General features: G+C 73.9%; 24 protein-coding genes. 14 read left to right on the top strand and 10 right to left on the bottom strand.

Annotation, left to right across the window (positions count from 1 at the left end; translation table 11 throughout):
- Positions 1-192 precede the first annotated feature (192 nt).
- Complete coding sequence (locus ACF1ED_RS06270) at positions 193-2,010, top strand: phosphoenolpyruvate carboxykinase (GTP) (RefSeq protein ID WP_391757209.1); 1,818 nt, start codon at positions 193-195, stop codon at positions 2,008-2,010.
- Between the two features lie 138 nt (positions 2,011-2,148).
- Here the strand turns inward: ACF1ED_RS06270 and ACF1ED_RS06265 are convergent, their stop codons facing one another.
- From ACF1ED_RS06265 to ACF1ED_RS06240, 6 genes are all read right to left on the bottom strand, one after another.
- Positions 2,149-2,739: a hypothetical protein gene (locus tag ACF1ED_RS06265; RefSeq protein WP_391757208.1), complete on the bottom strand. Its 591-nt coding sequence runs from the start codon at positions 2,737-2,739 to the stop codon at positions 2,149-2,151.
- Positions 2,726-4,318: a substrate-binding domain-containing protein gene (locus tag ACF1ED_RS06260; protein ID WP_391757207.1), complete on the bottom strand. Its 1,593-nt coding sequence runs from the start codon at positions 4,316-4,318 to the stop codon at positions 2,726-2,728. Before ACF1ED_RS06260 ends, ACF1ED_RS06265 begins: the two co-directional genes overlap by 14 nt.
- Positions 4,315-5,571 carry a toxic anion resistance protein gene (locus ACF1ED_RS06255; protein WP_391757206.1) on the bottom strand — a complete coding sequence of 419 codons (1,257 nt, stop codon included), beginning with the start codon at positions 5,569-5,571 and terminating at the stop codon, positions 4,315-4,317. The genes ACF1ED_RS06260 and ACF1ED_RS06255 overlap by 4 nt, the downstream gene beginning before the upstream one ends.
- Positions 5,568-6,692: a hypothetical protein gene (locus ACF1ED_RS06250; protein WP_391757205.1), complete on the bottom strand. Its 1,125-nt coding sequence runs from the start codon at positions 6,690-6,692 to the stop codon at positions 5,568-5,570. The genes ACF1ED_RS06255 and ACF1ED_RS06250 overlap by 4 nt, the downstream gene beginning before the upstream one ends.
- Before the next feature lie 165 nt (positions 6,693-6,857).
- A complete protein-coding gene (locus ACF1ED_RS06245; protein WP_391757204.1) occupies positions 6,858-7,247 on the bottom strand; it encodes a hypothetical protein in 390 nt (129 codons plus the stop codon).
- 100 nt (positions 7,248-7,347) lie between these two features.
- Positions 7,348-8,559, bottom strand: a complete 1,212-nt coding sequence (locus tag ACF1ED_RS06240; protein ID WP_030746967.1) for a pyridoxal phosphate-dependent aminotransferase — start codon at positions 8,557-8,559, stop codon at positions 7,348-7,350.
- Between the two features lie 195 nt (positions 8,560-8,754).
- Here ACF1ED_RS06240 and ACF1ED_RS06235 point away from each other — a divergent pair, with 195 nt between their 5' ends.
- Positions 8,755-9,210: a hypothetical protein gene (locus ACF1ED_RS06235; protein WP_391757203.1), complete on the top strand. Its 456-nt coding sequence runs from the start codon at positions 8,755-8,757 to the stop codon at positions 9,208-9,210.
- Between the two features lie 49 nt (positions 9,211-9,259).
- Positions 9,260-10,666, top strand: coding sequence for a polyprenol phosphomannose-dependent alpha 1,6 mannosyltransferase MptB (gene mptB / locus ACF1ED_RS06230; protein WP_391757202.1), 1,407 nt, complete (start codon positions 9,260-9,262; stop codon positions 10,664-10,666).
- A 59-nt stretch (positions 10,667-10,725) separates the two neighbouring features.
- On the opposite strand, the gene ACF1ED_RS06225 is transcribed toward mptB, so the two are convergent.
- Both ACF1ED_RS06225 and ACF1ED_RS06220 read right to left on the bottom strand, forming a co-directional pair.
- Positions 10,726-12,333, bottom strand: coding sequence for an amidohydrolase family protein (locus tag ACF1ED_RS06225; RefSeq protein WP_391757201.1), 1,608 nt, complete (start codon positions 12,331-12,333; stop codon positions 10,726-10,728).
- A 12-nt stretch (positions 12,334-12,345) separates the two neighbouring features.
- On the bottom strand, positions 12,346-13,614 hold the full coding sequence (locus ACF1ED_RS06220) for an alanine racemase (protein WP_391757200.1): 1,269 nt from the start codon (positions 13,612-13,614) through the stop codon (positions 12,346-12,348).
- Between the two features lie 290 nt (positions 13,615-13,904).
- Between ACF1ED_RS06220 and ACF1ED_RS06215 the strand changes: the two genes are divergently transcribed.
- The 4 genes from ACF1ED_RS06215 to ACF1ED_RS06200 are packed head-to-tail and all read left to right on the top strand — an operon-like array spanning position 13,905 to position 16,835.
- Complete coding sequence (locus ACF1ED_RS06215) at positions 13,905-15,104, top strand: sugar kinase (protein ID WP_391757199.1); 1,200 nt, start codon at positions 13,905-13,907, stop codon at positions 15,102-15,104.
- On the top strand, positions 15,101-15,877 hold the full coding sequence (locus tag ACF1ED_RS06210) for an IclR family transcriptional regulator (protein WP_391757198.1): 777 nt from the start codon (positions 15,101-15,103) through the stop codon (positions 15,875-15,877). Before ACF1ED_RS06215 ends, ACF1ED_RS06210 begins: the two co-directional genes overlap by 4 nt.
- Entirely contained in the window at positions 15,870-16,280 is a 411-nt protein-coding gene (locus tag ACF1ED_RS06205) for a RidA family protein (protein ID WP_391757197.1), read from the top strand. Before ACF1ED_RS06210 ends, ACF1ED_RS06205 begins: the two co-directional genes overlap by 8 nt.
- 45 nt (positions 16,281-16,325) lie before the next feature.
- The gene (locus ACF1ED_RS06200) at positions 16,326-16,835 is read left to right on the top strand and encodes a hypothetical protein (RefSeq protein WP_391757196.1); all 510 of its coding nucleotides are present in this window, start codon (positions 16,326-16,328) and stop codon (positions 16,833-16,835) included.
- 18 nt (positions 16,836-16,853) lie between these two features.
- Here ACF1ED_RS06200 and ACF1ED_RS06195 read toward each other — a convergent pair whose 3' ends face one another.
- Together ACF1ED_RS06195 and ACF1ED_RS06190 are read right to left on the bottom strand one after the other, a co-directional pair.
- Positions 16,854-18,191 carry a M14 family metallopeptidase gene (locus tag ACF1ED_RS06195; RefSeq protein ID WP_391757195.1) on the bottom strand — a complete coding sequence of 446 codons (1,338 nt, stop codon included), beginning with the start codon at positions 18,189-18,191 and terminating at the stop codon, positions 16,854-16,856.
- A 342-nt stretch (positions 18,192-18,533) separates the two neighbouring features.
- Positions 18,534-20,258 carry a chitinase gene (locus ACF1ED_RS06190; protein WP_391757194.1) on the bottom strand — a complete coding sequence of 575 codons (1,725 nt, stop codon included), beginning with the start codon at positions 20,256-20,258 and terminating at the stop codon, positions 18,534-18,536.
- A gap of 437 nt (positions 20,259-20,695) precedes the next feature.
- On the opposite strand from ACF1ED_RS06190, the gene ACF1ED_RS06185 reads away from it, so the two are divergent.
- From ACF1ED_RS06185 to ACF1ED_RS06155, 7 genes are all read left to right on the top strand, one after another.
- Positions 20,696-21,547 (top strand): hypothetical protein, encoded by an 852-nt coding sequence (locus ACF1ED_RS06185; RefSeq protein WP_391757193.1) that lies wholly within the window; start codon positions 20,696-20,698, stop codon positions 21,545-21,547.
- Between the two features lie 21 nt (positions 21,548-21,568).
- Positions 21,569-22,288 carry a Flp pilus assembly protein CpaB gene (gene cpaB / locus ACF1ED_RS06180; RefSeq protein WP_391757192.1) on the top strand — a complete coding sequence of 240 codons (720 nt, stop codon included), beginning with the start codon at positions 21,569-21,571 and terminating at the stop codon, positions 22,286-22,288.
- Between the two features lie 9 nt (positions 22,289-22,297).
- Complete coding sequence (locus tag ACF1ED_RS06175; RefSeq protein WP_391757191.1) at positions 22,298-23,557, top strand: CpaE family protein; 1,260 nt, start codon at positions 22,298-22,300, stop codon at positions 23,555-23,557.
- A 3-nt stretch (positions 23,558-23,560) separates the two neighbouring features.
- Entirely contained in the window at positions 23,561-23,941 is a 381-nt protein-coding gene (locus ACF1ED_RS06170; protein ID WP_391757190.1) for a TadE family protein, read from the top strand.
- Between the two features lie 89 nt (positions 23,942-24,030).
- Positions 24,031-24,411 (top strand): TadE/TadG family type IV pilus assembly protein, encoded by a 381-nt coding sequence (locus ACF1ED_RS06165; protein ID WP_391757189.1) that lies wholly within the window; start codon positions 24,031-24,033, stop codon positions 24,409-24,411.
- Positions 24,408-25,763, top strand: coding sequence for a CpaF family protein (locus ACF1ED_RS06160; protein WP_391757188.1), 1,356 nt, complete (start codon positions 24,408-24,410; stop codon positions 25,761-25,763). Before ACF1ED_RS06165 ends, ACF1ED_RS06160 begins: the two co-directional genes overlap by 4 nt.
- Positions 25,764-25,772: 9 nt before the next feature.
- Positions 25,773-26,714, top strand: coding sequence for a type II secretion system F family protein (locus ACF1ED_RS06155; protein WP_391757187.1), 942 nt, complete (start codon positions 25,773-25,775; stop codon positions 26,712-26,714).
- Positions 26,715-26,724 lie beyond the last annotated feature (10 nt).

Here is a 26,724-nt window from a genome sequence, read left to right as displayed (position 1 = left end):
GTAATCGTACCTACGGCGCCGTAGGTCACGGATATGAGTGGCGATGCTCACGTGTGCACCCCCCTGGACATATGGGCGTTTCCGTCGGATGATCAAATGAGTGCGGTCGGCACCGGATGAGCAGCTACGACGCATCCGGGTCGCAGCCCCCACGGGGCATACAGCGAACACACCCCTCTACAAGGAGCAATCGTGGCGCGCGACAACGCGGCTCCCCTTCCCACCCAGCACCAGGAGCTCGTCTCCTGGGTGAACGAGATCGCCGAGATCACCCAGCCGGACGACATCGTCTGGTGCGACGGCTCCGAGGCCGAGTACGAGCGCCTGTGCGAGGAGCTCGTCGCCAAGGGCACGTTCACGAAGCTCGACCCGGTGAAGCGCCCGAACTCGTACTACGCCGCCTCCGACCCGACCGACGTCGCGCGCGTCGAGGACCGGACCTTCATCTGCTCCGAGAAGGAGGAGGACGCGGGCCCGACCAACCACTGGAAGGCCCCGGCCGAGATGAAGGAGCTCTTCGCGGGCTCCGAGGGCATCTTCCGCGGCTCGATGAAGGGCCGGACCATGTACGTGGTCCCCTTCTGCATGGGCCCCGTCGGCTCCCCGCTCTCCGCCATCGGCGTCGAGATCACGGACTCCGCCTACGTCGCCGTCTCCATGCGCACCATGACCCGCATGGGACAGGCCGTCCTCGACGAGCTCGGCACCGACGGCTTCTTCGTGAAGGCCGTCCACACCCTCGGCGCCCCCCTCGCGGAGGGCCAGGAGGACGTGCCGTGGCCGTGCAACTCCACCAAGTACATCTCGCACTTCCCGGAGACCCGCGAGATCTGGTCGTACGGCTCCGGCTACGGCGGCAACGCGCTCCTCGGCAAGAAGTGCTACGCCCTGCGCATCGCCTCCGTCATGGCCCGTGACGAGGGCTGGCTCGCCGAGCACATGCTCATCCTCAAGCTGACCCCGCCGCAGGGCGAAGCGAAGTACGTCGCCGCCGCCTTCCCGTCGGCCTGCGGCAAGACCAACCTCGCCATGCTGGAGCCGACCATCCCCGGCTGGACGGTCGAGACCATCGGCGACGACATCGCCTGGATGCGCTTCGGCGAGGACGGCCGCCTCTACGCCATCAACCCCGAGGCCGGCTTCTTCGGCGTCGCGCCCGGCACCGGCGAGCACACCAACGCCAACGCCATGAAGACGATGTGGGGCAACTCCGTCTTCACGAACGTCGCGCTCACCGACGACGGTGACGTGTGGTGGGAGGGCATGACCGAGACGGCGCCCGCGCACCTCACGGACTGGAAGGGCAACGACTGGACCCCCGCGTCCGACACGCCCGCCGCCCACCCCAACGCCCGCTTCACCGTCCCGGCCGGGCAGTGCCCGATCATCGCGCCGGAGTGGGAGGACCCGAAGGGCGTGCCGATCTCGGCGATCCTCTTCGGCGGCCGCCGCGCCACCGCCGTCCCGCTGGTCACCGAGTCCTTCGACTGGAACCACGGCGTCTTCCTCGGCGCCAACGTGGCCTCCGAGAAGACCGCCGCCGCCGAGGGCAAGGTCGGCGAGCTGCGCCGCGACCCCTTCGCCATGCTGCCGTTCTGCGGCTACAACATGGGCGACTACATGGCGCACTGGGTCAAGGTGGGCGCCTCCGCGGACGCCGCGAAGCTCCCGAAGATCTACTACGTCAACTGGTTCCGCAAGAACGACGCCGGCAAGTTCGTCTGGCCCGGCTTCGGCGAGAACAGCCGCGTCCTCAAGTGGATCGTCGAGCGCCTCGACGGCAAGGCCGAGGGCGTCGAGACCCCGATCGGCGTCCTGCCGACCCGGGAGGCCATGGACACCGACGGCCTCGACCTGGCCGACGAGGACCTGGACTTCCTCCTCACCGTCGACAAGGAGGTCTGGCGCGAGGAGGCCGCCCTGGTCCCCGCGCACCTGGAGACCTTCGGCGAGCACACCCCGAAGGAGCTGTGGGACGAGTACCGCGCGCTGGTCGAGCGCCTGGGCTGATCCCGTAGCAGCATGAGACTCGTGGTGGGCTGCCCCGACATTCCGCCCTGACCAGTGGGGTCACGACGGTCCACCACGACGCAACCGGCCCCGGAGCCCCCTCAGGCTCCGGGGCCGGCGCACGTCCCCGTACGGGGATCAGTCACCCCGGTCCTCCAGGTAGCGGGTGTGCGCCCGCTGGCGGAGTTCCTCCGCCTCCTGGAGCGCCGAGGCGATCCGTCCGGCCTCCTCCCGCAGCGCGGCCAGCTGCCGCTCCAGGTGCCGCTCGGGAGGCTCGGAGCCCGGGGTCACCCGCGTCCACCAGCGGGTCCGCACGAAGGCGTCGACCGCCTCCGGGACGTCCTGGCGGACCGCGCGGGCCAGCACGCGCAGGTGCTCCGGGTCGCTGACCCAGCCCGGTTCGAGCAGCGCCTCGAAGAGCGCGTCCAGCTCGTCGAGCCGCTTCCGGGACTCCTCCGGCAGCTCCACCTCCGCGAGGTACTCCCGCAGGGTGGCGTGGTCCGCCCGCAGCGACTCCAGCTGTTCGCCGGCGCTCGGGAAGGCCGGGGCGTCCGGGCGCTCCGGCGGGGCGACCAGCGCGCCCGCGCCGTACAGGCCGAGCACCACCAGCGGCCACAGTCCGCCGGCCGCGCCGGTGAGGCCGATGCCGAGCCCGGCCAGGCCGCACAGGCAGCCCGTCAGGTTCTTGCGGGACTCCGCGTAGCGGAGCACGGGGTTACTGGTAGCCACGGATCTCCTCGAAGGCGCCTTCCAGGGAGCCCTTCGTCGCGTCGAAGAGCTTGCCGCCGGTCAGGTCCGCGATGTGGTTCAGCTCGGTCCGGTCCGAGTCGCCGAAGAGGACCGGGAAGACCGGGGTGCGCCGCTGTTCGGCGGGCAGGCCGCGGAAGAAGGCGTCGAAGTCGGGGCCCCCGACGCCGTGGGTGTTCTCGCCGTCCGTCATGAGCACGACCGAGGTGAAGGCGTCGCGGGGGGAGGCGCCCAGGCTGCGGTAGGCCTCGATGAGGCTGGAGTAGATCGCCGTGCCGCCGGAGGCGGTGAGCCCGCCCGCGTCGGCGCGGATCGCGTCCCTGGCCTTCGCCGGGTCCTGCGGATCGACCGTGTACGTCCGCACCTCGCCGCCCTTCACCGCGGTGCCGAAGGGCATCAGGGTGACCTCCTCGCGGTCCCGGAAGTCCTCGGTCAGCTCGGCGAGCGCGTCCTTCAGGCGGGTCAGCCGCTCGCCGCCCATCGACCCCGAGGTGTCCAGGACGTAGACCGTGCGGGAGGGCCGGCGCAGCGTGTTGTCGTACGCGTCGAGCAGGCCGTCGGCGACGGACCGGCTGCCCGGGAAGGGCAGCTCGCGCCGCAGGTCCCGGTCGAGCCGGGGCGAGGGGTCGACGCCGGCGACCACCGGGCGGCGCAGGGTGGTCTCGGTGATCCGGCGCTGTGCCTGGGGGGTCCGGAGGTAGGTGGTGAGCCGCTGGGCGGACTCCTTGGCGCCGGTGGAGGCGGCGGTGAGCAGGGTGAGCGGGTAGTCGGCGGTGACGACGCCGTCGGAGGGGCGGATCACCGTGAGCGCGCCGGGCGTGGAGAGCAGCACCGACTCGTAGTTGACCAGCGCGTCGACGTCGGTGCGGCGGCCGTAGGCGGTGGCGAGCCAGCCGGAGGAGCCGGAGGTGAGCTTCTGGCCGGTGAAGAACTCGCGGAGCTTCGGCGTCGCCTTCGCCACGTCCCGGTCCTGGAGCGCGGACTGGGCGCCGGAGAGGCCCGAGGCGACCGAGACCAGCGCGGAGAAGCCGGAGTTGGAGCGCTTCGGGTCGGTCATGCCGTACGTCAGCCTGCCCGCGGCGACCGCCTGGTGCAGCTGCGACCAGGTGACCTTCTTCGGGTCCCAGCCGAGCCGGGCGACGACCTCGGGACGGACGCCCAGCGCCACCGGCGAGGTCATCACCGGGGTCTCGCCGGTGATCCGGCCGGCGGTGTCGGGACGCAGCCGCAGGTAGTCGTTGGAGGAGAGCCAGACGGCGTCGTACTCCTTCTCGGCCCGGCCGGAGGCGATCTGCTCGACGGCGTCGAGGGTGCCCGCGTAGGTGGTGCGGACGGTGACGCCGGTGGCCTGGCGGGCGTCCTCCAGGACCGGTGCCATGTCGGCGAGTTCGGAGGAGGCCAGGACGCGGAGGGTGCCGGGTCCGGCCGGTGCGGCCGTGCCCGTGGCCGGCTTCTTCTCCGGGGTGCCGGAGGAGGCGCAGGACGCGGCCGTGGTGGTGAGGACCAGGCCGAGGGCGAGACCGGCGAGCAGTCTCGTGCGGGATCTCGTGCGGACGTTCACGCGGAGGGGCCGCCTTTCAGGGCGCCGGTGCGGCGGCTCCGGTCCAGGTGGGCGCTCGCTTCCCGGAGTTCGCCCGTGAGGGAGGAGACGGTCGCCGCCATCGCCTCGGTCGCCCGGACCTTGTACGTGTCGATGGCGTCGAGGGTGCGGTAGATCTGCTGGAAGGCCGTGCGCAGGGTCTCGGCGCCGACGGCGGGGTCGGCGGCGATCCGCTGGATCTCGCCGGCCTGGGTGGAGAGCAGCTCGGCGTTGCCCCGGATCAGGTCCTCGGTGGTCGAGCGGAGCACGTTCACCTGCTCGGTGACCTTGCGCCGGTTCTCCAGGGCGGAGGCGAGCATGACCGCGATCCGCAGGGCCGACAGGGTCGTCGTCGCGGCCCGGTCCACGCCCTTGACCAGCTCGTCGTTGTTCCGCCGGACCACGTCCATGGCGAGGTACCCCTGCGCGCAGACGGCGATCTGGGTGAGCAGGTCCTGGTGCTTCTGGCGGACGGGGAAGAGGACGTCGGCGCGGAGCGCGTCCGCCTCGGCCGGGTCGTGGGTGCCGGCGATCCGCTGCTCCACGGCCGCGTCGAGGGCCTCGGTGAGGACGGCGAACTCCTGGAGCTTGCCCATGGTCTCCCAGAGCCGGGCCCGCTCGGTCTGCAACGCGGCGTTGTCGCGCCGCAGTTCGTCCTGGCCGCTGCGGAGCGAGCCGACGATCCGGTTCAGGGCGGCCTGCGAGGAGGCGTACTTGGCGACGTGGTCGCGGAACCTGTTGCCGCCGGGCAGCTTGGAGAGGAGGCCCTTGAAGCCCTTGGCGGGGGCGTCCCGGGGGTCCAGGTCCTCGACGGTGCGCCGGAGTTCGACGAGCGAGGAGCCGACGCGGGCGGAGGCGTCGCCGCCGCCCCGGCCGAGGGAGCGGACCGTGCGGTCCAGCATCCGGTTCGACTGCTGGGCGGCGGCCCGCATCTCGCCGGAGCCGAGCGCCGCGATCTCGCCGATGCGGCCCGCGAACTCGGGGGAGCGCGGGTCGAGCCCGGAGAGCGAGCCCACGTACTCCTCGGCCCGCCGGTCCATCTCCGCCCGCACCGAAGCGTCCAGCGGCACCAGGCCGGAGGCCTGCTCGGCGCGGACCACCGGGGCCGGGGCGGGCGGGGTGAGGACGAGCGGGGCGTCGTGCTCGGGCGGGGTCAGGACGAAGGTGGACTCCGGGGCGCCCGCGTACGGGTTCCGGGGCTGCCCGGCGGCGCGCGGGCCGGTGTGCTCGGTCATGCGGTGCCCCCCTGGTCACGGGCCCGCCGCGCCATGTCGCGCAGCACCGCGCCGGTGGGCACGGGCGCCTGGCGGACTCCGGTCAGTGTCTGGTTGAGGTATTCGCCGTACGCGTTGGTGGCCTCGGTGAACTCCGGCGCGGCGCCCTGCGGCCGGAAGCCGTGCCGGACGGCGAGCCGGCGCAGCTCCGGGTCCTCGGAGAGCAGCCGGCCCAGCTCCTTGCCGCCCTCGGTGAGGGGGACGAGCGTGTGGTCGCTGTTGACCGTGGTGTCCGGGTAGAGGACGACGAGGTCGCCCATCGGCCGGCCGGCCAGGAGCTGGGACGCCACCTGGGACTCGTACACGAGGACCAGCGGGTTGCCGACGCCGCTCACGAAGTCCCGGAAGGGGGCGTCGGAGCCGGTCTGCTGGGCGCCCTGCACCTGGGTCAGCTTGCGCAGCAGCGGTGCGGTGCGGGTGACGGCCGCCTTGCCGTCGGCGACCCGGCCGCCGTCGGCGACGTAGCTCGCGGCGGCGAGGTAGAGCGCGCCGGAGTTGGAGGCCACCGGGTCGGTGGAGGTGATGAAGAGCGTCCCGCTCAGCTCGGCGTGCTTCGCGGCGCCCTTGAGCTGCTGCCAGGCGCGGTCGGCGCGGACGGCGTCCAGGTAGGCGTCCATCCTGAGGATGCCGCTGGTGCCGCGGGCGCCGAGGGTCGCCAGGCCGTTGCCGGCGAGCACCCGGGCGGCGTTGCTGTGCGCGACCACCACCAGCGGCGAGTAGAACGGGCGCAGCGGCGTGGCGACGGCCTTGTCGGCGGCCTTGGCGCGCAGCTCGTCGGCCGGTCCCTTCGAGGAAGGGAAAGCGAAGTCGTACCCCTGGAGGGGGAGTTGCTCCATGTCCCAGGACCCGGAGGTCTCGGTGCTCACGGTGAGGCCCTTGGCGGCCAGGGCCTTCACGACGTCGGGATCGGTGAAGAACTCGCTCTTCTCCGAGCCGATGACTCCTCGCACGGTCTTCGTTGCCGTGCCCTTGTCCTTGTCGCCGCCCGTCACGAGGACGGCGGCCACGCCGCCGAGGAGCAGGACGGCCAGGACGATTCCCAGAATGCGTCTCACGCGGGCAGAGTGCTCGCGGAAACCCACATTCCAGGGGGAGTTGGGTGTACGGGGCGTGAAGGAGCGATCCCGGTAGGGAACCGGAGTGCGGCCCGCCGGAAGGCGGGTGGCGCCGGGCCGGGGGTCCGGGCCCGGTCGGGGGGTGGGTGGCGCCCGGGCCGGGCGGGTTCGTGCCGCGCGGCCCGGGGCCGTCTAGGGGGCGGCCGCCAGGGGGTCCCCGGCCAGGGCCGCGGTGTGGGCGTCCATGCGCTCGGCGGCGAGGATCGCGGCGGAGGTGTCCGCGCGGGAGGCGGCGACGAGCAGGGCCCGGCCGGCCAGGGTGTGGGCCTTGCGGTGGAGGGCCTCGGGGGAGGCGCCGGACAGGGCGGCGTGCCGGGCGGGCGGGGCGCCGCGGAGGCGGGCCACCTGGCGGGCGATCCGCTCGCCGCCCTCGTCGTCGCCGAGCTCGTCGGTCACGGCGAGCAGGGCTGCGAGGTGGCCGGCGAGCTGGATGTCCAGCTCCTCCTCGCGGGAGCGGTGCGGATAGGCGCCGGTGTCGCCGCCCGTCGTGTGGACCGAGGGGGTGCGGATCGGTTCGTACATGGGACGGCCTCCTGACTGCTCGAAGGTCATCCTACATTGGATTCGGTCTAAAGTTGAGATGAGTCCGGTTCAAGGCCGGGTCAAGATCCGGCCCCCGCGGTCACGGCTGGCCGTAGCCGTCCAGGAAGCGGCCGATCCGCGTCACCGCGTCCGTGAGGTCCGCGACCGACGGCAGCGTCACGATCCGGAAGTGGTCCGGCTCGTGCCAGTTGAAGCCCGTCCCGTGCACCACCATGATCTTCTCGGCCCGCAGCAGGTCCAGGACCATCTGCCGGTCGTCCTTGACCTTGTAGACGTTCGGGTCGAGGCGCGGGAACAGGTACAGCGCGCCCTTCGGCTTCACGCAGGTCACGCCCGGGATCGAGGTCAGCAGCTCGTACGCGGTGTTCCGCTGCTCCAGGAGGCGCCCGCCCGGCAGCACCAGCTCCTCGATCGACTGCCGCCCCTGGAGAGCGGCGGCCACCGCGTGCTGGGCCGGCATGTTGGCGCACAGGCGCATGTTCGCGAGGATCGTCAGGCCCTCGATGTACGAGGAGGCGTGGTGCTTCGGGCCGCAGACCGCGAGCCAGCCGGAGCGGAAACCGGCCACCCGGTAGTTCTTGCTCATCCCGTTGAAGGTGAGGCAGAGCAGGTCCGGGGCGATCGCGGCGGTCGGCGTGTGGGTGGCGCCGTCGTAGAGGATCTTGTCGTAGATCTCGTCCGAGCAGACCACCAGGTCGTGGCGGCGCGCGAGGTCCGTGAGCGAGCGCAGCATCTCGTCGTCGTAGACGGCGCCGGTCGGGTTGTTCGGGTTGATGATCACGATCGCCTTGGTGCGGTCGGTGATCTTCCGCTCGATGTCGGCGAGGTCCGGCATCCAGTCCGACTGCTCGTCGCAGCGGTAGTGCACCGCCGTACCGCCCGCGAGGGAGACCGAGGCCGTCCACAGCGGGTAGTCGGGGGCCGGGACGAGGACCTCGTCGCCGTCGTCGAGCAGCGCCTGCATCGACATCTGGATCAGCTCGGAGACGCCGTTGCCGAGGTAGACGTCCTCGACGGAGAGGTGGATGCCCTTGGTCTCGTAGTGGCTCATCACCGCGCGGCGGGCGGACAGCAGGCCCTTCGCGTCGCCGTAGCCGTGCGCCTCGGAGAGGTTCCGGAGGACGTCCTCCAGGATCGCGGGCGGGCACTCGAAGCCGAAGGCGGCCGGGTTGCCGGTGTTCAGCTTGAGGATGCGATGACCCGCGGCTTCGAGCCGCATCGCCTCTTCGAGCACCGGGCCCCGGATTTCGTAACAGACGTTGGCGAGCTTCGTGGACTGGATCACCTGCATGACGAGAGCTTACGGCGGGCGGGCGGCGAATGCGCCGTGTCCTCGGACACGTCGGGTACGTCGGGTACGTCGGGCACGCCGGGTACGTCGGGCACGTCGGGCGACGGGGCGGGGCGGGGCGCGCTCGGGCGGGGCCGGGCGGGGCCGGGGTGCGCCCGGAATGCGGACCTGTCGTGATCCCTACAATGCGGGGCCATGAGCTTCGAGGACCCTGACAGACCGGTGCGCGGACGCCGCCGGCACGCCTCCGCCCGGCGGGGGCGCGGGGCGGTGTGGCTGGTCGCCGTCGGCGGGGCGGCGGTGCTCGGCCTCGGCGCGGTGGCGCTGACCGGCGGGGGAGGGGCCAAGCGGCCCGCCGAACGGGACGCGGACGGCGGCGGCCTGCCCGCGCTGATCCAGGCGGACCCGGAGCGGAGCGGTGCCGCCCCGGCGCCGGACCCGAGCCGCGGCGCGAGCCGCCCGGCGGCCCCCGGCCCGTCGACGGCCCGCCCCTCCCCGTCCGGCCCGCCCTCGGCGGCCCCCTCGGAGCCCTCCGCCACGGCGGCCCCTCCCACGGAGGCCGCGCCCGCCGCCGCGCCCACCGCCTCCGGCGGCACCGGGACGCCCGGCAAGCCGGGCCGGGGGCGCGGCAACGGCAAGGGGCCGCGCTGAGACCGGGCGGCCCGGGGGCCGCACCGGCCCCGGGGTAGGTTGGCTGGTCATGTGGGTTGTGAGTGCTTCCGGATGCCGGTGGCTGGGGGCGGGCGGAGCGCTCGCCGTCGCCGCCGGGGGGTATGCGGCCGGGGCCCTGCCGGTGGTCGGCGGGGGCGGGCTGTGGGCGCCGCGCGGGGGCGGGGCCGAGACCGCCGGGGCCGTCGTGGCGGCGGCCGGACTGACGCTGCTCGTCGCCGTCTGGTGGCGGTACGGCGTGCTGCTGGCGCGCGGCGCCGCCGGGGGCGTGACCGGGACGCTCGCCGCGTGGTGCGCGCCGCTGCTGCTCGCGCCGCCGCTGCACAGCGCGGACGTCTACAGCTACGTCGCGCAGGGCGCGATGGTCCTGGAGGGGCACGACGTCTACGGCGCCGGGCCCTCCGTGCTCGGACCCGGCGAGCTGGGGGCGGACGCGGCGGCGAGCGTCGGCGGGAACTGGACCGACACCCCGGCACCGTACGGCCCCGTCTTCCTGCTCCTCGCCGAGGCGGTGGTGAAGCTGACCGGCGGCTCCGTCGTCCCGGCCGTCCTGCTGCTGCGGCTGGTCGCGGTCGGCTCGCTGGCGCTCCTCGTGTGGGCGGTGCGCGGCTTCGGACGCGGCGACGGCGCCCTGTGGCTCGCCGTGCTCAACCCGCTGCTGCTGGTCCACGTCGTCGGCGGCACGCACAACGACGGCCTGATGGCCGGGCTCATGCTCGCGGGCGTGCTGCTCGCCGTGCGCGGGCGGTGGGTCCTCGGCAGCGCGCTCGTCGGCTGCGCCGTGATGGTGAAGTCGCCGGCGGCCGTCGCGCTGCTCTTCATCGCGGTGATCGTCGCCCGGCGCGGCGGGCTCCTCAAGGGGCTGGTCCTTCCCCCGGCCGTCGCCGGGGCGGTCGCGGCCGGGGCGAGCCTGGTCTCCGGGACCGGCTTCGGCTGGCTGGGGACGCAGTCCGTCGCCGGGGCCATCCACACGCCGCTGTCGCTCACCAGCGACCTCGGCCTCGCGCTCGGGACGCTGGTCGCGGACGACCCCGAACCGGTCAAGGCCGTCGTGCAGAAGCTGGGCCTGCTCGCCGCCGTCGTGATCGTCTGCCTGCTCGCGTGGCGGGCGCACCGGGGCCGGATCGATCCCGTCCTCGGCCTCGGCTACGGCCTGCTCGCCCTGGTCGCGCTCTCCCCGATGGTGCAGCCCTGGTACCTGCTGTGGGGCACCGTCGCCGTCGCGGCCGTCGCCTGGCACAGCCGCGCCGGGCAGGTGCTCGCCGTGCTCTCGGCGGCGCTCGTGTACGAGACCCAGCCCTCCGGCCACACCCCCTGGTACGGCTTCGTCGCCGCCGGCCTGGTCCTGGCCCTCGGCGCGCTCTGGCTCCGCCGGGACCGCTGGCCGTCGGCGGCCGGACCCGCGCCCGCCCCCGCCGACGCGGTCCGGACCGCCTAGACCGGCGTCCGGGCCGTCTGGACCGGCGTTCGGGCTGCCTGGACCGGTGTCCGGGCCGTCTAGACCGGCGTCCGGCGGATCGCGCGGCCCGCGAGGACGTCCGTGCGGCGGCCGTCCTCGATGACGAAGCGGCCGTCCACCAGGACGTGCGGGATGCCGGTGGGGAGGGTGCGGGGGGAAGCGTACGTGGCTCCCGACGCGACCGTCGCCGGATCGAAGAGCACCAGGTCGGCGACGTACCCCTCCTTCACCAGGCCCCGGTCGGGGAGCCTCAGGCGGGCCGCCGGGCGGGAGGTCAGGTGGGCGACGCACTCCTCCAGGGTGAGGACGCCCTCCTCGCGGACGTAGCGGCCGAGGTACTCGGGGAAGGTGCCGTAGGCGCGCGGGTGCGGCTTGGCGCCCTGCAGGATGCCGTCCGAGCCGCCGGTGTGGACGCGGTGGCGCATGATCGCCCGCACGTTCTCCTCGTGGCCGACGTGCTGGAGGATCGTCGAGCCGAGCCGGTCGGCGAGGAGCAGCGCCCGCGCCTCCTCCCAGCCGGCGAGCCGCCGCCCCACCCGGTCCGCCAGGGCGGTCTCCGTGACGCCCGAGACCTCGACCGTCGACCAGTCGACCGGCACCCCGTGGCAGCCGTCCGAGCCGGTCACCTCCAGGTCGTGGCGGATCCGGTCCGCCGTCGGGCCGTCCGCGAGACGGGCGAGGACCGCCTCGGGGCCGCCCTCCTGCGCCCACGACGGGAGCAGGGCGAGGAGGGTGGTGCAGCCGGGGGTGTAGGGGTACGTGTCGAGGCTGAGGTCGGCGCCCGCCTCCAGGGCCCGGTCCAGCAGGGCCAGGAGCTCCGGGGCGCGGCCCTCGTTCTCCCCGAAGTTCAGGGTGGCGTGGGCGAGGTGGAGCGCGCAGCCCGCCTCCCGGGTGAGCGCGATCATCTCCTCGTACGCGCGCAGCGCCCCCGCGCCGTAACTCCGGTGGTGGGGGCAGTAGTAGCCGCCGTACTCCGCCACCACCCGGCACAGTTCGGTGAGTTCGGCGTCGGGGGCGTACATGCCGGGGGTGTAGGTGAGGCCGGAGGACATGCCGACCGCGCCCTGCTCCAGGCCCTCGGCGACCAGTCGGCGCATCCGGTCCAGCTCGGCCGGGGTCGCCGGGCGGTCCGCCCAGCCCATCGCGTACATCCGGACGGTGCCCTGCGGGACGAGGTAGGCGGCGTTCACCGCGATGCCCTCGCCGCCGTGCGCGGTGTCGAGCCGGTCCAGGTACTCGCCGACCGTCCGCCAGTCGAAGTCCAGGGCCGTGTCCCCGGGGCCGCCGCCGTTCCAGCCGGTGATCGCCCGCCGCACCTCCTCGCGGGTGCGGTCGTCCACCGGGGCGTACGACAGGCCGTCCTGGCCCAGGACCTCCAGGGTGACCCCCTGCGCGGCCTTGGCGCTGTGGTCCGGGTCGCGGAGCAGCGCCAGGTCGCTGTGGGCGTGCATGTCGACGAAGCCGGGGGAGAGGACCAGGCCCTCCGCTTCGACGCTCCGGCGGGCCGTCGGCCGCTGGCAGCCGGCCGCCGCGGCCTCCTGCACGACCGACACGATCCTGCCCCGCTCCACCGCCACGTCGGCGCGGTAGGAGGGGCCGCCGGAGCCGTCGACGACCTCGGCGTCACGGAAGACGAGATCCATCATCCCGGGCCCCGCTCAGAAGAAGGTGCGGACGTAGTCGACGACCGTGCCGTCCGCCTCGACCAGCGGGATCAGCTGCCACTTGTCGAAGGAGGTGCACGGGTGGGACAGGCCCATCCCGACCCAGTCGCCGACCTCGACGTCTGCGCCGTCCCCGGTGCGCAGCCACGCGTGCTGGTCGGAGAGGGCCGTGACGGTCACCCCGTCGGCCGGCCTGACCTCGCCGGTCCGGGCGGAGCGCACCACCTGCGCCTCCGGCAGGTGGAGGTCGTGCGCGGCGTCCCGCTTGCCCGCGTTGGTGAAGGCCTGCCCGGCGGACGGCCGGGACACCACCTGCGACCAGAGGCGGAACGCCGGCTGGAGGGCGCCCTCCCCGGGGACCCGGTTGAAGGGGGTCTTCTCGCGGTACTGGCCGTCGTCGTGCGACACGTACGCCCCGGAGCGCAGCAGCTTGAGGACCGGGAGGGAGAGTCCGGGGATCTCCGCGAAGACGTCGGCGACCGCGTCGAACCAGGCGCTGCCGCCCGCGCTCACCACGATCTCGCCCACGGACGGGTCGAAGCGGCCGTCCTCGTCGAAGGCGGCGGCGAGCCCGGTCAGCCGGCGCAGCCAGGCGCGGACCGACTCCCCGTCGGCGCCCGGGACCTCGGCCTCGTAGCCGGCGACGCCGACGAGCCGCAGGGTGCCGGTCGCGGCGATCGCGTCGGCGACGGCCGCGCACTCCGCCTCGGTACGGGCGCCGGTACGGGCCCCCTCGCCCGCGCCCAGCTCCACGACGACGTCCAGCGGCCGGCGGGCCCCGGCCGCGCGCAGCGCCCCGTCCATCAGCTCGACCCCGCGCACCGAGTCGGCGTAGCAGACCAGGCGGAAGTCCGGGTGCGCGTCCAGCTCGGCGGAGAGCCAGCGCAGCGCCACCGGGTCGACGACCTCGTTGGCGAGGAAGATCCGGTCGACGCCGTGCGCGCGGTAGACCCGGACCTGATGGGGGACGGCGGCCGTGATCCCCCAGGCGCCGTGCTCGATCTGGCGCCGGAAGAGGACCGGCGCCATCGAGGTCTTGCCGTGCGGGGCGAAGGCGAGGCCGTGCCGCTCGGCGTACTCCTCCAGGGCGCGCAGGTTGTGCTCGACGGACTCGGCGGAGAGGGCGAGGACCGGGGTGGTGAAGCCGCCGGTGAAGAGGGAGCGGCGCTGGGCGGCCAGCTCGCCGACGGTCAGGCCCTCGGCGTCCGGCGGCAGGCCCTTGAAGCGGTGGTCGACGCGCTCGTCCGACAGGTCGGTCGGCATGGATCCCTCCTCCAGGTGTTGCGTTGTGTGCAACGCCCATTGCGTATATCGCTCACCGCTGTCTAACATCCGGGCCGAGGCCGGGTCAATGGACACGGCACCGACGGTCCCGGGGCCCGGGGCCGGGGGCCGGGCCCTCAGACCCCTGGGGTCCGGGCGCCTCCGGACCTCCGGGCCTCCGGACCTCAGGCCCCCGGGGTCCGGGCACCCCCGGACCTCGGACCCTCAGACCCCTGGGGGTCCGGGCACCCCAGACCCCCCAGACCCCCAGGACCCGCAGGAGCGTGACCATGGCTGAGACCGAGGCCGTTTCCCTGCCCGGACCCCCGCCCCCCGAGGTCGTCTGTCTGGGCGAGTCCATGGTGACCTTCCTGCCCTCCCGGCCGGGCCGCCTCGCCGACGTCCCCGCCTTCACCCGCGCCATCGGCGGCGCCGAGTCCAACGTCGCCTGCGCCCTCGCCGCCGCGGGACACCGCGCCCGCTGGGTCGGCCGGGTCGGCGCCGACGGCTTCGGCGACCACCTGCTGACCGCCATCGCAGCGTACGGAGTCGACACCGGCGCGGTCCGCCGCGACCCGCACCGGCCCACCGGCGTCTACTTCCGCACCGACGCCGACCGCGCCACCGACGCCCACGAGGTCGTCTACTACCGGGCCGGCTCCGCCGCCTCCGCCATGGACCCGACCACCGTCCCGTACGACACCGTCGGCGACGGCCGCGTCCTCCACCTCACCGGCATCACCGCCGCGCTCTCCGACGGCTGCCTCGCCCTGCTGCGGGAGCTCACCGCCCCGCGCCCCGGCCGCCCCCTGATCTCCTTCGACGTCAACCACCGGCCCTCGCTCTGGCACGACGACCGCGCCCCCGGGGCACTGCGCGAGCTCGCCCGCCGCGCCGACCTCGTCCTCGTCGGCGCCGACGAGGCGGAACGCCTCTGGGGCGCCGCCGATCCCCTCGCCGTCCGCGCGCTGCTGCCGGAGCCGGCGACGCTGGTCGTCAAGGGCGGCGAGGGGGCGGCGGTGGCCTTCGAACGCACCCCGGAGGCCGGCTTCCCGGAGCCCGGCCCGCCGGGCGGGGCCGGGGCGCGGCCGGTGGCCGGGGCCGGCGGAGCGGCTGGGGCGACTGGAGCGGCCGAGGTTCCGGACGCGGCCGGCGGGTGCGCGGAGGCCGGCGGGTGTGCGGAGGCCGGGGGGAGGGACGCCGTCACCGTCGTGCCGGCGCCCCGGGTCGAGGTCGTCGCCACCGTCGGGGCCGGCGACGCCTTCGCCGCGGGCTTCCTCTCCGCGCTCCTGCGCGGACTGCCCATGACCGCCCGGCTCCGGCACGGCCACCTCGCGGCCGCGGCCGCCCTCACCGTCCCCGGCGACCTCGCCGCCCCGCCCCGGCGCGCCCTCGCCGACCGCCTCGCCGGGCTCGACGCCGACGCCTGGGGGAGACTGCACCTCGGCCCCGGCTGGACGGCGGCCGACGAGGAGGTACGTACCCGATGAGCCAGACCGTCGACCGCGCGCTCAGCATCCTGCCGCTGCTCGCGCAGGGCCCCGCCGACCTGGGTCAGGTCGCCGACCGGCTCGGCGTCCACAAGTCCACCGCCCTGCGACTGCTCCGCACCCTCCACGAGCACGGCCTCGTCTACCGGCAGCAGGACCAGCGCTACCGCCTCGGCGCCCGCCTCTTCGCCCTCGCGCAGGAGGCCGTCGAGAACCTCGACGTCCGCGAGATCGCCCACCCGCACCTCGCCGCCCTCAACGACCGCACCGGCCACACCGTCCACCTCGCCGTCCACGAGGACGGCGAGGTGCTGTACATCGACAAGGTCGAGAGCCGCTACCCCGTGCGCATGTACTCGCGCATCGGCAAGCCCGTCGCGATCACCGTCGCCGCCGTCGCCAAGCTGCTCCTCGCGGACCTGCCCGAGCCCGAGCGGCGCGCCCTCGCCGTCAAGCTCGACTACCCCCGCTACACGCCCCGTTCGACCCCCGACGCCGCCGCCTTCCTCCAGGAGCTGGCCACCGTGCGCGAGCAGGGCTGGGCCACCGACCTCGGCGGCCACGAGGAGTCCATCAACTGCGTCGCCGCCCCGGTCCGCGGCGCCGACGGCCGGGTCGTCGCCGCCCTGTCGGTCTCGGCCCCCAACGTGGTCGTCACCGCCGACGAACTGCTCGCCCTGCTGCCCCAGGTGCGGCGCACGGCGGAGGCGATCAGCCACGACTACTCCGGCACCACCCCAACGAAGGAAACAGAGGCACCCGTCGATGAGTGAGAAGACCGCGATCACCCCCGCCACCCACACGGCCCCGCCCGCGAAGTTCTCGCACGGCGTGCGCAAGGGGAACATCCTCCAGGTCGCCGGCCAGGTCGGCTTCCTCCCGGCCGTGGAGGGGCAGCCGCCGACCCCGGCCGGCCCGACCCTGCGCGAGCAGACCCTCCAGACCCTCGCCAACGTCAAGGCGATCCTGGAGGAGGGCGGCGCGAGTTGGGACGACGTGATGATGATGCGCGTCTACCTCACGGACGTCGACCACTTCGCCGAGATGAACGCGCTCTACAACCAGTACTTCGAGGAGCAGGACCTCAAGGCCCCGCCCGCCGCCCGCACCACCGTCTACGTCGGCCTGCCCAAGGGCCTGCTCATCGAGATCGACGCGCTCGCCGTCCTGGACTGAACCCCCGGGGGGTCCGCTCACAGCCGCGTCGGCCATACTGCCGCCGTGGAGCAGAGCAACGGACCCATACAGCAGCCCCTGCGCGCCGCTTCGGCCGACCCGGGCTTCATCCCCGGCCTCACGGGCCTGGCGAGCCCGTTCAAGGACGCCGCGCCCAAGAGCTCGGCCGAGGACGCGCCCGAGGACGCCGTCCCGGAGGCCTCGGACGGCGCGGAGGCCGGCGAGGCGCCCGAGAGCGAGGCCGGGGCCGCGTCCCGGCCCGAGCCGGGCGACGGCCCCTCCTTCGAGGCCGCCGACCGGCGGGGGCGGATCGTGGCCGACGCCGAGGGCGTCCGGCTGAGCTACGACGAGGAGGCGTGCGAGTTCCGCTGGGACGAGCTCGCCGCCGTCGAGAGCGCGAAGGGCCGCTTCGGCAAGCGGTTCACCGTCGTCGTGCACACCCCTGACCGGCGCTGGTACCCGATCGAGCTCATCGCGCCGGACAGGGGGCACATCGCGGGCTGGGAGGCCGAGCTGGACGCGGTCCTCGACGCCTACTTCGACGAGGCGTCCTGACGTCTCCCCGTCGGACCGTCAGCAGTACTGCGCCTGCTTGCCGATGGAGCGGTACATGCAGTCCGCGTTCTCCAGGAGCTGGAGGACGGCGTCGCGGTTGCGGCTCGTCTCGCGCTCGATGACCTCGTCCGGCGGGTAGAAGCCGCCGTTCCAGGACGAGGTCGGGTACATCTCGAAGGTGTATCCGAAGATCTTGTGGGCGCCCCACAGGTAGTCGTCGATCGAGCCGTCCGTGATGTAGAGGTCGCTGGACTGCTCGGCGGTGTAGCCGTTGCTGGTGGCCATCTTGCCGCCCACGGTGGCGAACGCGTCGCGGTCGTCCTGGGTCATGCCGGGGGCGGTGTCGGCGTTGGTCCAGCCGAAGGGCCACAGGACCAGCTCGCTGTACGTGTGGAAGTCGATGCCGGCCTTGATCTGCTGGGTGCCGCCCACCACGCGGGAGCGGACGAAGTCGGCGACGACCTTCACCTCGGGGGCGGACTCGGGGGCGGCGCCCCGGTAGGTCTCGGAGCTCTTGGAGCCGGAGGAGCCGCCGCAGCAGCCCCACTTGTAGTCCCAGTTCCGGTTCATGTCCGTGCCGATGTACGAGGAGCCGGAGTTGGGCTGCCGGTTCTTGCGCCAGCTGCGGTAGGAGCCGGTGGCGATGTCGTACTCGCCGCCGTCCGGGTTGAGGTCGGGCACGATCCAGATCTCGCGGCCGTTCACCGCGGCGGTGATCCGGGGGTCGGTGCCGTATCCCGCGCCCAGCTCGCGCAGCAGGTACAGCGCCATCTCGACGGTGAGGTGCTCACGGGCGTGCTGGTGGTGGGTGAAGAGGACCTCCGGCTCGTTCTCGTCCACGGCCACGTTGTCGCTGATCTTGACGGCGACGATGTCCCGGCCCTGGTAGCTCTTGCCGATGACCCGCTTGCTCATGATCGACGGGTACGCGGCCAGCCGCTGGTCGATCTCCGCCGTCATCTCGGCGTGGTTGTGGTACTTCGCGTCGGCGGAGGGGAAGTCGAGCGGCCCGAGCGCGGAGCGGCCGGCCTCGCCCCGGTCCGGCGGGGCGGGCAGGGCGACCGGCTCGTAGCCGAGGGCCTTGAGCCGGGCGAGCTCCCGCGCGTCGGCGCTGACCACGACCGAGCGGGCGTCGACCTCGTCGATCGAGACGCCGGTGGCGGTCAGCGCGGAGCGGTCGGCGGGGGTGGAGGGCCCGGCGACCTCGTACTGCCGGATCACCTCCTCGCCGCTCCTGGCGGCGCTCGCCGGATCGGCTCCGGCGGGTGAGGAGAGGGCGGAGAGGGGCGCCGCGAGGGCGAGCGCCACGAGGGCCGCGAGGGTGGCGGACCTTCTGCCGCTTCGGGGACGTCGCATGGTGTCTCCTGGGTGGGGAGTGTGGGGGAGTGCGACAACAGGTGCGGGTGTCCGGGGCACATGGTGGGGCCATGTCATGGACGGGTCAAGGTGGGAAGTTCGGCCATGGTCGCTGCCACGCTAGGTGACGGCGCGGCCGGCGGGGCGGTACGGCGCCCCGGGGGCGAGGGGCGGTGCTGTCGGAAGTGCGGGGCGGTGCTGCCGGGAACGCGGTACGGCGCCCCGGGGACCCCGCTACGGCGCCGCCCGGGAACGCGGCACGGCGCCGCCGGAGGACCGGCGGCGCCGCGATGGGGGTTCGGGGGACCGGGACCGCGGCCGCGCGTGCGGCCGCGGCCGCGGTTACGGCAGGGCGTGGACGTGCGCGCCGACCGCGTTCGACCAGGCGTTGCCGGCCGTCGCGTCCCAGTTGGTGGACCAGGTCATGGCGCCCCGCAGGGTCGGCCAGGCCTGGGCGGGCTTGAAGGTGCCGCAGCCCGTCAGCTTGGTGAGGCAGTCGATCGCGCTGTTCACGACCGCCGGGGCGACGTAGCCGCTGCCCGCGCCCCGGGTGGAGGCGGGGACGCCCAGGCCGACCTGGGACGGGTCGAGGCCGCCCTGGATCTGGATGCAGGCGAGCGCGGTGAGGAAGTCCACCGAGCCCTGGCTGTAGACCTTGCCGTCGCAGCCGAGCATCGAACCGCTGTTGTAGTACTGGGTGTTGACCACCGTGAGGATGTCCTTCACGGCGAGCGCGGTCTTGAAGTACTCGGTGCCCGTGGACTGCATGTCGATGGTCTGCGGGGCCATCGTCAGCACCATCTTCGGGCCCGCCAGGGCGGACAGCTGGCGCAGCGCCTTGGTCAGGTAGGTGGAGTTGATGCCGTGTTCGAGGTCGATGTCGATCCCGTTGAAGCCGTACTCCTGGAAGAGCGCGTAGGCGCTGTTCGCGAAGGCGGTGGCGCTGGCGTCGCTGTTGATCGTGACGTTGCCCTTCTCGCCGCCGACCGAGATGATCACCGACTTGCCGGCCGCCTTCTTGGCCGCGACGTCGGCCTTGAAGTCGGCCACCGAGGCGTAGCCGACGGCCGGGTCGAGGTTGAAGGTGATCTGGCCGGGCGTGGCCGTCGAGTCCGCGAAGGAGACGGCGATGATGTCGTACGCGGCCTGGACGTCCCGCAGCTTCTGCTTCGCGGCGCCGTTGTCGAAGTTCTGCCAGTAGCCGGTGACCGCGTGCTTCGGGACGGCCGGGTTGTCGCCACCGCCTCCGCCGGTCTTGGCCGTACGGGCGCTCACGGGGGCCGACTTGGCGGACTCGCCCGCCGCGTTGGAGGCCGCGACCTGGAAGGAGTACGCGGTGTCGGCGGCGAGGCCGGTGACCGTGGTGGAGGTGCCGCTGATGGTCGCGGCGAGCGCGCCGTCCCGGTACACCTTGTAGCCCGTCGCGCCGGAGACCGCGCCCCAGCTCAGCGGGACCGCGCTGGTGGTGGGCGTGCCGGCGGCGAGCCCGGCCGGGGTGCCGGGGACGACCGGGTCGGGGTCCTGGCCGCCGCCCCCGTCGGGGCCGTAGACGCTCACGTCGTCCACGAAGTAGGCGGCGGTGCCGTACCACCCGTGCGTGTAGACCTCGACCGAGGTGGTGGACGCCCCGGTGGTGAAGCTGGTGGTCAGCTGCTTCCACGACGGGGAGTCGGGCGTCCAGGTGGAGACGGTGCCGGTGCCGGTCCCGGTGCCGCTCGCGCCGAGGTAGGCGTAACCGCCCTGGACCCAGGCGCTCAGCGTGTAGGTGGAGTTGGGCTTCACGGCCACGGTCTGCACGCACTTGGCGTTGTCGAGACCGGCGGGGAGGGCCTTGAGGGCGCCGGCTCCGGTGCGGGCCGGGCTGGTGACGGCGGTGCCGCTGCCGGCCGAACAGGACCAGTTCGCCAGGCCGTTCTCGAAGCCGGCGTTCCGGGCGTTGTTGACGTCGGCGGCCAGGGCGGTGCCGGCGCCGCCGACCAGGGCGAGGCCGGATCCGACGGCGAGCGCGAGCGCTCCGCCGATCCAGCGGCGCGCGGCCGGGCGGGTGGTGGTGCGGTCCACGTGCATCCTCCGGTGGGGGAGTCGGGAGCTGGAGGTGCCGTACGTCGTCGTACGGGGGAACTGCGGTCAGGGATGGGGATGGGGATGGAGATCGGGAGGTGGCCACCGCCGTCGTCGCACCAAGTTGGTCCAGACCAATTGCGTTGTCAAGACCTCTGGCACGGACCGGCGGTGAGCGGAGTCCGGGAGTCCGGTGACGGGAAAGGGGGTGCGAGTTGACGGATTGTGTGTTCACCACCCCGGTCCGCGTGGATAAAGTGCGGAACAGCCGTACCGAGGGGACGGGAAGGGCGGTGCGGGCGGGAAGGGACGCGTGCGCCGGGAACGGCCGGCGCGGGCCGGAAGCGCCCGCCCGGTGGAAGCGGCCCGTACGGCCGGAACCGGTCCGTACGGCGGAAGCGGCGGGAACGGCCGGTGCGGGCCGGCGGGGACGGGGGGCTCACGTGCCGACAGCGATCGCGGTCACCGGTGCCGATCTCGTGCTGCCGCCCACCGATCAGGCGACTCCCAACGCCGCCGTCCTCGCCGACCCCGCCGCCCGGACCCTCGACGACTCCGTCACCGAGCTCCGCCGCCTCGTCGACCGCTTCGGACACGTCCTCGTCGTCTGCCCCTCCTCCGCGCCGCCCGCCGTCGCCCACCGCCTCCACACCGTCCGCGGCCTCCTGGAGAGCGACCGGATCGCCCTGGTCAGGACCGACCTGCCGCCGCTCGGCGCCGCCGTCCTCGTCCGCCAGCTCCGCCAGCTCTCCGCCTGCGACTTCAGCCCCGGCGTCCTCGCCTCCGCCGCCCGGCTCCTCGCCCACTACATCTACGCGGGCGCCGTCCTCGGCTCCGTCTCCCGCCTCGACCGCGTCCCCGTCACCCTCGGCTCCCACCTCAAGGGCTGGCTGCCCGGCGCCCACTTCGCCGTCCTCGCCGGACCCACCCCCCGGATCGTCCGCGTCGGCGCCGACGAAACCGCCTTCGAAGGGCCCGAGTTCACCACCCGGCTGCTGATCGCCCGGGGCCAGCTCGCCACCGAGTGGCCCACCACCGACCTCGCCCCCCGCTGGGCCGTCGCGGGCCCCGTCGAGGAGACCGCCCTGCCCGCCTCCTCGCCCGCCTGGTGGGGCACCCCCAAGCTCACCGAGTTCGCCGCCCACCTCCCCGACCTGCCCGTCCTCTATCAACTCGTCGCCTCGGTGCGCCGCGAGACCTGCCACTGGTGCGGCATGGAACTCATCGGCGACCGCTGCGGCTTCTGCGCCGCCCCCCTGGCCCGCACCACCCTCCCGGCCCCGGCCGGCCGGTGACCCGATGAACGAGGAAACCCGATGAACTCCCGCCAGCGCCGCGGCGTCATCCTGCTGCTGCTCTCCGTCCTCTGCGCCCTCGGCGCCTTCGCCGGCGTCCTCGCGGTCATCAGCGACGTGAACGCCAAGGTCGGGCCGGAGACCACCGCGTACCGGGTCAAGAGCGACGTCAAGCCCTATGTGCGGCTGAGCGCGGGCCAGTTCGAGAAGATCTCCATGCCCGAGCGCTGGCTCTCCGGGACCGCCGTCACCGACCTCGCCCAGATCGAGGGCAAGATCGCCGTCACCACCCTCAAGGCCGGCTCGCTCCTCCAGAAGGACATGATCGTCCCCCGGCCCGAACTCCGCCCCGGCGAGCAGGAGATCGCCATCATGATCGACGCCGCCACCGGCGTCGCCGGCAAGATCACCCCCGGTGCCACCGTCAACATCTACGCCACCTTCGCCGGCGACAAGAAGGACGAACCCAGCCAGTCCCGCCTCCTCGTCGCCGCCGCCCGCGTCATCGACGTCGGCACCCTCACCCCCTTCGTCAAGCAGAAGTCCGGCTCCGGCTCCCGCACCGCCACCGAAGCCGTCCCCATCACCTTCGCCCTCTCCGCCCAGGACACCCAGCGCGTCGCCTACGCCGAATCCTTCGCGGAGCACGTACGCCTCGCCCTGGTCGCCCCCTCCGCCGACGGCGCCCCCGCCCGCCCCGCCCCCGGCGACCGCACCTACACGCTCGACAAGGACAAGTGAGGCCCGGCCATGCCCACCAGGATCCTGCCGGCCGTCGGCGACCCCGACGCGGCCCGGGCCCTCGCCACCCTCCTCGGCCAGCTCCCCGACACCGAGCCCGCCCCGCCCGTCCCTGACTCCACCCAGCTCGTCGACGCCCTCGCCCGGCTCGCCGCCGAGTCCCTCGACGCGCTACCCGAGGTCGTCCTCGTCCACGAGCGGATCGGCCCCGTCCCCGCCCTCGACCTCGTCCGCGAGGTCGCCCTCCGCTTCCCCGCCGTCGGCGTCGTCCTCATCACCGCCGACTCCGGCCCCGGACTGCTCTCCGCCGCCATGGACTCCGGCGCCCGCGGGCTCGTCTCCCTCCCGCTCGGCTACGAGGAGCTCGCAGGCCGCGTCCAGGCCGCCGCCCAGTGGTCCGCCGGCTTCCGCCGCCACCTCGGCGGCGGCGCCGCCGAACTCCTCGGGGGCCCCGGCGGCACCGTCGTCACCGTCAGCGGCGCCAAGGGCGGCGTCGGCACCACCCTCACCGCCGTCCAGCTCGCCCTCGCCGCCCGCGCCGCGGGCCGCACCGTCGCCCTCGTCGACCTCGACCTCCAGAGCGGCGACCTCGCCTCCTACCTGGACGTCCAGTTCCGCCGCTCCGCCGCCGACCTCGCCGCCATCACCGACATCTCGCCCCGCGTCCTCCAGGACGCCGTCTACGTCCACGAGACCGGGCTCTCCCTGCTCCTCGCCCCCGCCGAGGGCGAACGCGGCGAGGAGGTCACCGACCGCGCCGCCCGCCAGATCATCAGCGCCCTGCGCGGCCGGCACGAGGTCGTCGTCGTCGACTGCGGCTCCCGCCTCGACAGCGCCAACGCCGCCGCCGTCGAGACGGCCGACACCGCCCTCCTCGTCACCACCCCCGACGTCATCGCCGTCCGCGCCGCCCGGCGGACCGTACGGATGTGGGAACGGCTCCAGGTCCGCAAGGCCGAGACCACCGTGACCCTCGTCAACCGCCACTCCCGCACCACCGAGATCCAGCCACCCCTGGTCCAGAAGATCACCGGCACCCGGATCGCCGCCGTCACCGTCCCCGCCGCCTACAAGGAACTCCAGGCCGTCGTCGACGCCGGCCGCCTCCACGAACTCGACGCCCGCTCCACCGTCAAGCAGGCCCTGTGGACCCTCGCCGGCGAACTCGGCCTCACCGGCCCCCCGGCCTCCCCCGCCCCCGGCAAGCAGCTCGCCCGCGCCGGCGACCGCGGCTCGCTGGGGCTGCGCCGCCGCGGCGGAGGACGCTGAGCCATGCGCCGGCAGCGGGGGAGGGGAGACGGGGGCCAGGTGGCGGTGGAGTTCGCCGGCATGGTGCCCCTGATCCTGCTGACCATGGCGCTGCTGTGGCAGGTGGTGCTGGTGGGGTACGCGTACACCCTCGCCGCCAACGCGGCGGACGAGGCGGTACGGGCCTGCGCGGTCGGCGGGGACGGCTCGGCGGCGGGCGAGCGCCATCTCGACGGGGCCTGGGAGGGCACGGCCACCTGCGGCACGCCCTCCGGCGGCATGGTCACGGCCGAGGCCATCGTCCAGATCCCCCTCCTCTTCCCCGGCACGGCGGGTTTCGTGCCCGCGAAGGCGACGGCGGGCGCGGTGTACGAGGTGTACGAGGGGACGGGGGAGAGGCCATGAGGCGGACGAGGGTGGGGCGGGGCCTCGCCCGGCCGGGCGGCACGGGCCCGCGGGACGACGCCCCTCGGAGTCGTACACGATCTTCTTCCGTGCGCGGGGGACGGAACGGGGACGGGGACCGCGGGCAGGTCGCCCTCGAATACCTCGGCTTCCTGCCCGTCCTGCTGCTCGTCGGGCTCGCCGGGCTCCAGCTCGGGCTCGCCTCGTACGCCGCGCAGCAGGCGGGGACGGCGGCGCGGGCGGCGGCGCGGGCCGAGAGCGACGACGACGAGACGACCAGCGCCGGGGCGGCGGCAGCGGCCGCCGTGTCCGGGTGGATCACGACCCGCGTCGGAGGCGGCCCGAGCGGGGACGAGTACACCGCCACCGTCACCGTCGACATCCCGAAGGTCGTCCCCTTCTGGTCCTTCGACCCGGTCACCAGGTCCGCCACCATGCCCCTGCCCGCATCGCCCGAGGAGGGCCCATGAGCCTGCGCGCCCGCATGCACCACACCGGGGACGACCCGCGCGCCCTCGGGCCCGGCGGCGGCCGGGAGGACGGCCACCTGGTCGCGTCCTTCCGCGCCAAGCTCCTGGAGGAGATCGACCTCACCGAGATGTCCGCGCTGGCGGCGGCCGAGCGCCGCGCCCGGCTCGAACGCGTCCTCGGCCACATCATCAGCCGCGAGGGCCCGGTCCTCTCCACCGACGAACGCGGCCGGCTGATCCGCCGCGTCGTCGACGAGGCCCTCGGCCTCGGCGTCCTCGAACCGCTCCTCGAAGACGCCTCCATCACCGAGATCATGGTCAACGGCCCCGACCAGATCTACATCGAGCGCGGCGGCCGCGTGGAGCTCCTCCCGCTCCGCTTCGCCTCCCACGACCAGCTGATGCAGACCATCGAGCGGATCGTCTCCACCGTCAACCGCCGCGTGGACGAGTCGAACCCGATGGTCGACGCCCGCCTCCCCTCCGGCGAACGCGTCAACGTGATCATCCCGCCGCTCGCCCTCACCGGCGCCACGCTCACCATCCGCCGCTTCCCCCGCGCCTACACCCTCCACGAGATGATCGGCCTCGGCTCCCTCGACGAGCAGATGCTGCTGCTCCTGTCCGGCCTGGTCCAGGCGAAGTTCAACATCATCGTCTCCGGCGCCACCGGCACCGGCAAGACGACCCTCCTCAACGCCCTCTCCGGCCTCGTCCCCGAAGGCGAGCGGATCATCACCATCGAGGACTCCGCCGAGCTCCAGCTCCAGCAGTCCCACGTCATCCGCCTCGAAGCGCGCCCGCCCAACATCGAGGGCCGCGGCCAGGTCACCATCCGCGACCTCGTCCGCAACTCCCTCCGGATGCGCCCCGACCGGATCATCGTCGGCGAGGTCCGCGGCGGCGAGACCCTCGACATGCTCCAGGCCATGTCCACCGGCCACGACGGCTCCCTCGCCACCGTCCACGCCAACTCGGCCGAGGACGCCCTGATGCGCCTCCAGACCCTCGCCTCCATGTCCGAGGTCAAGGTCCCCTTCGAGGCCCTGCGCGACCAGATCAACAGCGCCGTCGACGTCCTCGTCCAGCTCACCCGCCACCCCGACGGCACCCGCCGCGTCACCGAGATCGCGATCCTCGCCTCGCACGGTCGCGAACGCCTCCTCCTCGCCACCGTCTGCCACTTCCAGGCCGAACCGCTCTCCGCCGACGGACGCGTCCACGGCCGCTACGTCCACCACCCGCTCCCGCGCCGCGTCGCCGAACGCCTCTACATGACCGGCCAGCCCGTACCGCCGGCCTTCGGCGTCGCCGCGGACGACACCGAACTCGCCACCCGAGAAGCGAGGTAGGAGCGCCCGATGACCGACCCCTTCTGGCTGACGGCCGGCGCGGCGCTGCTCGCCTGCGTCCTCGGCGTCACCGGCGTCCAGGTGTACGCGAGCGGCGCCAGGCGCCACGCCGCGCTCGTCGCCCGCCTCGACGACACGGCCGCGCCCGAGGCCACCGGCCGCCGCCCGCGCCGCTTCCCGGCCCTGGACCGCCGGGTCCGGCGCACGGCCTTCGGCCGCAACCTGGAGCGGCGGATCGCGGCGACCGGACTCGACGTGACGCCCGGCGAGTTCACGGTCGCCCTCGCGGTGTCGGTGACCGTCCTCTGGATCGTCGGCCAGGCGGCCCTCTCCCCGTTCTTCGGCCCGATCTGCGGCCTGCTCGGGGTCTGGGTGGCGCTCGGCTACCTCAACTGGCAGCGCCAGAAGCGCATCGAGAAGTTCATCAACCAACTCCCCGAACTCTCCCGCATCCTGGCCAACGCCACCCAGGCGGGCCTGGCCCTGCGCATGGCGATCAGCCTGGCGGCGGACGAGATGGAAGCCCCCGCGGGCGACGAACTGGAGAAGGTCGCCCAGCAGCTGGCCGTCGGCACCCCCCTGGACGACGCGCTGGCCGAACTCGCGGAACGCCTCCCCTCCCGCGAACTGGTCGTCCTGGTCACCACCCTGGTCCTCGCCAACCGGGCCGGCGGCACGGTCGTCTCCTCGCTCCGCAACCTCACCGAGACGCTGGAGCAGCGCAAGGAGACCCGGCGCGAGGTCCGCACCCAGCTCTCCCAGGTGAGCATGACGGCGTACGCGGTCCCCGTGATCGGCTTCGGCTCGCTCCTCCTCATCGACAACATGCAGCCCGGGGCCCTCGACCGGATGACCGGCTCCCCGCTCGGCCAGGGCGCGGTGGTCGTGGCGTGCGCGCTGTACGTCCTGGGCTTCGCCGTCATCCGCCGCTTCTCGAAGATCGACGTGTAGGGACGGTGCC

The sequence above is a fragment of the Streptomyces sp. NPDC014656 genome (genome assembly GCF_043084305.1).
Classification (GTDB): Bacteria; Actinomycetota; Actinomycetes; order Streptomycetales; family Streptomycetaceae; genus Streptomyces.
The sequence above is the reverse complement of the archived record's forward strand: the minus strand, read 5'-3'. Positions and strand labels throughout refer to the sequence as shown.

Coding starts and splice junctions, on each gene's coding strand:
- ACF1ED_RS06255 (WP_391757206.1), bottom strand. CDS start 5,571: ATGACCGAGCACACCGGCCCGCGCGCCGCCGGGCAGCCCCGGAACCCG.
- ACF1ED_RS06245 (WP_391757204.1), bottom strand. CDS start 7,247: ATGTACGAACCGATCCGCACCCCCTCGGTCCACACGACGGGCGGCGAC.
- ACF1ED_RS06240 (WP_030746967.1), bottom strand. CDS start 8,559: ATGCAGGTGATCCAGTCCACGAAGCTCGCCAACGTCTGTTACGAAATC.
- ACF1ED_RS06235 (WP_391757203.1), top strand. CDS start 8,755: ATGAGCTTCGAGGACCCTGACAGACCGGTGCGCGGACGCCGCCGGCAC.
- mptB (WP_391757202.1), top strand. CDS start 9,260: ATGTGGGTTGTGAGTGCTTCCGGATGCCGGTGGCTGGGGGCGGGCGGA.
- ACF1ED_RS06225 (WP_391757201.1), bottom strand. CDS start 12,333: ATGATGGATCTCGTCTTCCGTGACGCCGAGGTCGTCGACGGCTCCGGC.
- ACF1ED_RS06220 (WP_391757200.1), bottom strand. CDS start 13,614: ATGCCGACCGACCTGTCGGACGAGCGCGTCGACCACCGCTTCAAGGGC.
- ACF1ED_RS06215 (WP_391757199.1), top strand. CDS start 13,905: ATGGCTGAGACCGAGGCCGTTTCCCTGCCCGGACCCCCGCCCCCCGAG.
- ACF1ED_RS06210 (WP_391757198.1), top strand. CDS start 15,101: ATGAGCCAGACCGTCGACCGCGCGCTCAGCATCCTGCCGCTGCTCGCG.
- ACF1ED_RS06205 (WP_391757197.1), top strand. CDS start 15,870: ATGAGTGAGAAGACCGCGATCACCCCCGCCACCCACACGGCCCCGCCC.
- ACF1ED_RS06195 (WP_391757195.1), bottom strand. CDS start 18,191: ATGCGACGTCCCCGAAGCGGCAGAAGGTCCGCCACCCTCGCGGCCCTC.
- ACF1ED_RS06190 (WP_391757194.1), bottom strand. CDS start 20,258: ATGCACGTGGACCGCACCACCACCCGCCCGGCCGCGCGCCGCTGGATC.
- cpaB (WP_391757192.1), top strand. CDS start 21,569: ATGAACTCCCGCCAGCGCCGCGGCGTCATCCTGCTGCTGCTCTCCGTC.
- ACF1ED_RS06175 (WP_391757191.1), top strand. CDS start 22,298: ATGCCCACCAGGATCCTGCCGGCCGTCGGCGACCCCGACGCGGCCCGG.
- ACF1ED_RS06170 (WP_391757190.1), top strand. CDS start 23,561: ATGCGCCGGCAGCGGGGGAGGGGAGACGGGGGCCAGGTGGCGGTGGAG.
- ACF1ED_RS06160 (WP_391757188.1), top strand. CDS start 24,408: ATGAGCCTGCGCGCCCGCATGCACCACACCGGGGACGACCCGCGCGCC.
- ACF1ED_RS06155 (WP_391757187.1), top strand. CDS start 25,773: ATGACCGACCCCTTCTGGCTGACGGCCGGCGCGGCGCTGCTCGCCTGC.